The sequence below is a fragment of the Pedobacter sp. UBA4863 genome (assembly GCF_002399615.1).
Classification (GTDB): domain Bacteria; phylum Bacteroidota; class Bacteroidia; order Sphingobacteriales; family Sphingobacteriaceae; genus Pedobacter.
In genome coordinates, this window is record NZ_DHDZ01000027.1 from 12,560 (window position 1) to 15,917 (window position 3,358).

A 3,358-nucleotide genomic window follows, 5' to 3' on the forward strand; every position below is an offset into this window, starting at 1 on the left:
TTATTGATAATGCACTACGGGTAAATGATATTAATATTTTACAGCTTGGGTTTGGTGGTGACACCACACTATAGCTATGGGCTCCCCACCCACCCGCCTATGTATTTATTCTTATTGAAATTTAAACAGCTGCTGAAAGTATTGCACTGAAAGTGCATAGTTTCAACTAACGATGGTGACCAATGAAGAAACGAAAGATGCTTGCCCTACAAAATGGCTACCTCTCTTTTTTCTGGCGAAAAATGTTTCACCGTTATGGGCGCATTTCTTTCTTTAAAAACTTGCCGGTTAAACTAATTGGGTTTTCAATTAATCCCTCTGGCGTACCTTCGAAAATAATTCTACCACCACCAGCACCACCTTCTTCACCCAAATCAATTACCCAGTCGGCTACTTTAACCACATCTAAATTATGTTCGATAACCAATACGGTATTGCCTTTATCTACTAGCGAATTTAAAACACCTAACAACACCGCAATGTCTTCGAAATGTAGCCCTGTAGTAGGTTCGTCTAAAATATAAAAAGTTTTACCGGTATCTTTTTTAGAAAGTTCGGTAGCCAATTTTACACGCTGCGCCTCGCCCCCCGATAAGGTAGTAGAAGCTTGCCCTAAACGGATATAACCTAAACCCACATCGTTTAACGTTTTTATTTTACGATAAATTGAAGGCATGTGTTCAAAAAAATGACAAGCATCTTCAATACTCATGTCTAACACATCGCTAATCGACTTGCCTTTGTAACGCACCTCTAAGGTTTCACGATTGTATCTTCTGCCACCGCACTCTTCGCAAGGCACTTGCACATCAGGCAAAAAGTTCATTTCGATAACTTTCATGCCTGCTCCCTGACAGGTTTCACATCTGCCACCTTTTACGTTGAAAGAGAAACGACCAGGCTTATAGCCCCTAATTTTCGCCTCTGGCAAAGCCACAAACAAATTCCTGATATCAGAAAAAACACCCGTATAAGTTGATGGATTAGAGCGTGGTGTACGACCAATTGGCGCTTGATCTATCTCAATTACCTTATCAATTTCTTTTAAGCCAGTTACTTTCTCGTAAGCCAAAGGTTTTTTCTTCGCCCTAAAGAAGTGATGATTTAAAATTGGATATAAAGTCTCGGTAATTAAACTAGATTTACCACTACCAGAAACCCCAGTAACCGCAATAAACTTACCCAAAGGAAAATCTACGGACACCTCTTTTAGGTTATGACCAGTAGCTTTTAAAATACCCAAATGATGGCCATTACCTTCCCTACGTTTCTTAGGCACTTCAATTCCTTTTTTACCGTTCAAATAAGAAGCAGTTAAAGTACCCGATTTTAAAATTTGTGCAGGAGTGCCCTGCGCCACAATTTGACCACCGTGCACCCCCGCAGCCGGACCAACATCAATGACGTGGTCGGCTTCTAGTATCATATCCTTATCGTGCTCTACCACCAAAACAGTGTTACCTAAATCACGTAAGTTTTTTAAAGCGGTAATTAAACGCTCGTTGTCACGCTGGTGCAAACCAATACTAGGTTCATCTAAAATGTACATTACATTCATTAACTGCGAACCAATTTGTGTTGCCAAACGAATACGCTGTGCCTCGCCACCTGAAAGTGTACGCGAAGTACGGTCTAAAGTAAGGTAGTTTAAACCCACATCTAGCAAGAAACCAATACGAGCTCTAATTTCCTTCAGTATCTCTTTCGCAATGGTGTTTTGTCTATCATTCAACCTATCTTCTACCCCATCAAACCATTGGTGCAGGTGGGCCACATCCATGGTAGCCAGTTCAGAAATATTCTTGCCATCCACCTTGAAATGCAAGCTCTCTTTTTTTAACCGGGCTCCATGACAATCAGGACAAGTTTCCAACCTGCGGAAAGCTTCCATATCATCCGAACCGCCTTCGCCTCTTTTTTCCTGCTGTTCTTCTAATAATTTAATGATACCATCAAAAGTAACCTGGTAGTTTTGTACGTTCCATTTATTGTAGGCTACTTCTACAGCAATCAGGTCTGGCGCACCTTTCAAAATCAAGTCTATGGCTTCATCGCCAAGTTTTTCTAACGGTGTAGATAAAGAGAAATTATACTTTTTACCCAATGCCTTTAACACTTGGAAAACCCAAATATCGCGATACTCCCCCAGTGGAGCCAAACCACCGTTTAAAATACTGAGCTTCATATTTGGCATGATAGATTTTTTATCTACCACAAAAATATAACCCAAACCGTCGCAAGTTTCGCAGGCACCGTAAGGCGAGTTGAACGAGAAGCTGTTGGGTTGTGGTTCATCGTAAGAAATACCCGTAGTTGGGCACATCAAGAACTTACTGAAATGGGCTACGTTATTTTCTTTATCGCTAATTTTAATAATGCCTTTGCCCAAGCGCATGGCAGTTTGTATGCTATCTAACAAACGTTTATGGTCTTTTTGATCTACCACTAAGCGATCTACTACAATTTCAATATCGTGTATTTTATAACGATCTACTTGCATTTTGGCTACCAAATCTTGGATTTCGCCATCTACACGTACTTTTACATAACCTTGCTTACGAATCTGCTCAAACAATTCGCGATAATGGCCTTTACGGCCTTTTACCACTGGAGCTAAAATATTAACAGGCTTATTTTCAAATTTCTTGTAAATGTTCTGCAAAATCTGGTCTTCGCTCATGCGCTCCATCTTTTCGCCGGTATTGTACGAAAAAGCTTCGCCCACACGGGCATACAGCAAACGCATAAAATCGTAGATTTCGGTAATGGTACCCACCGTTGAGCGTGGATTTTTACTGGTGGTTTTTTGCTCTATGGCAATTACTGGACTTAGTCCCGATACTTTATCTACATCTGGACGTTCCATGCCGCCCATAAACTGACGGGAATAGGCGCTAAAAGTTTCCATGTAACGGCGTTGGCCCTCGGCATAAATAGTATCAAACGCTAGCGAAGACTTACCGCTACCACTCAAACCCGTTATCACCACCATTTTGTTGCGTGGAAAACTAACGTCTATGTTCTTTAGATTGTGCACCCTTGCACCGTAAACCTCAACCTCTTTTTGCTCGCCCAAATCTACGTGGTTCTTCGCCATATATTTTTCGCTCCGTTTTAAAAATAGCTTGCAAAATTAACGAAATAAATGCACAAAAGCTATTGACTTACAGAACCAAAAAGACTAAAACGAATGTTTTAACAGAAATATGATAGGGACTTAGAAACTGTTTAAAAATGATATAAATATTTTACAGGTAAGTTTGGTGAGGACACCAAACTATAGCTATGGGCTGTAGGCGAGTGTCACCACCCGCCTATGTATTTATTCTTATTGAAATTTAAACAGCTTCTAAATCTG

Annotated in this window: 1 protein-coding gene; it reads right to left on the reverse strand. The window is 40.5% G+C overall.

Features of this window, described 5'->3' with window-relative positions; all coding sequences use genetic code 11:
• Positions 1-253: 253 nt before the first annotated feature.
• The gene (gene uvrA / locus B3I52_RS04810; RefSeq protein WP_293299313.1) at positions 254-3,097 is read right to left on the reverse strand and encodes an excinuclease ABC subunit UvrA; all 2,844 of its coding nucleotides are present in this window, start codon (positions 3,095-3,097) and stop codon (positions 254-256) included.
• Positions 3,098-3,358 lie beyond the last annotated feature (261 nt).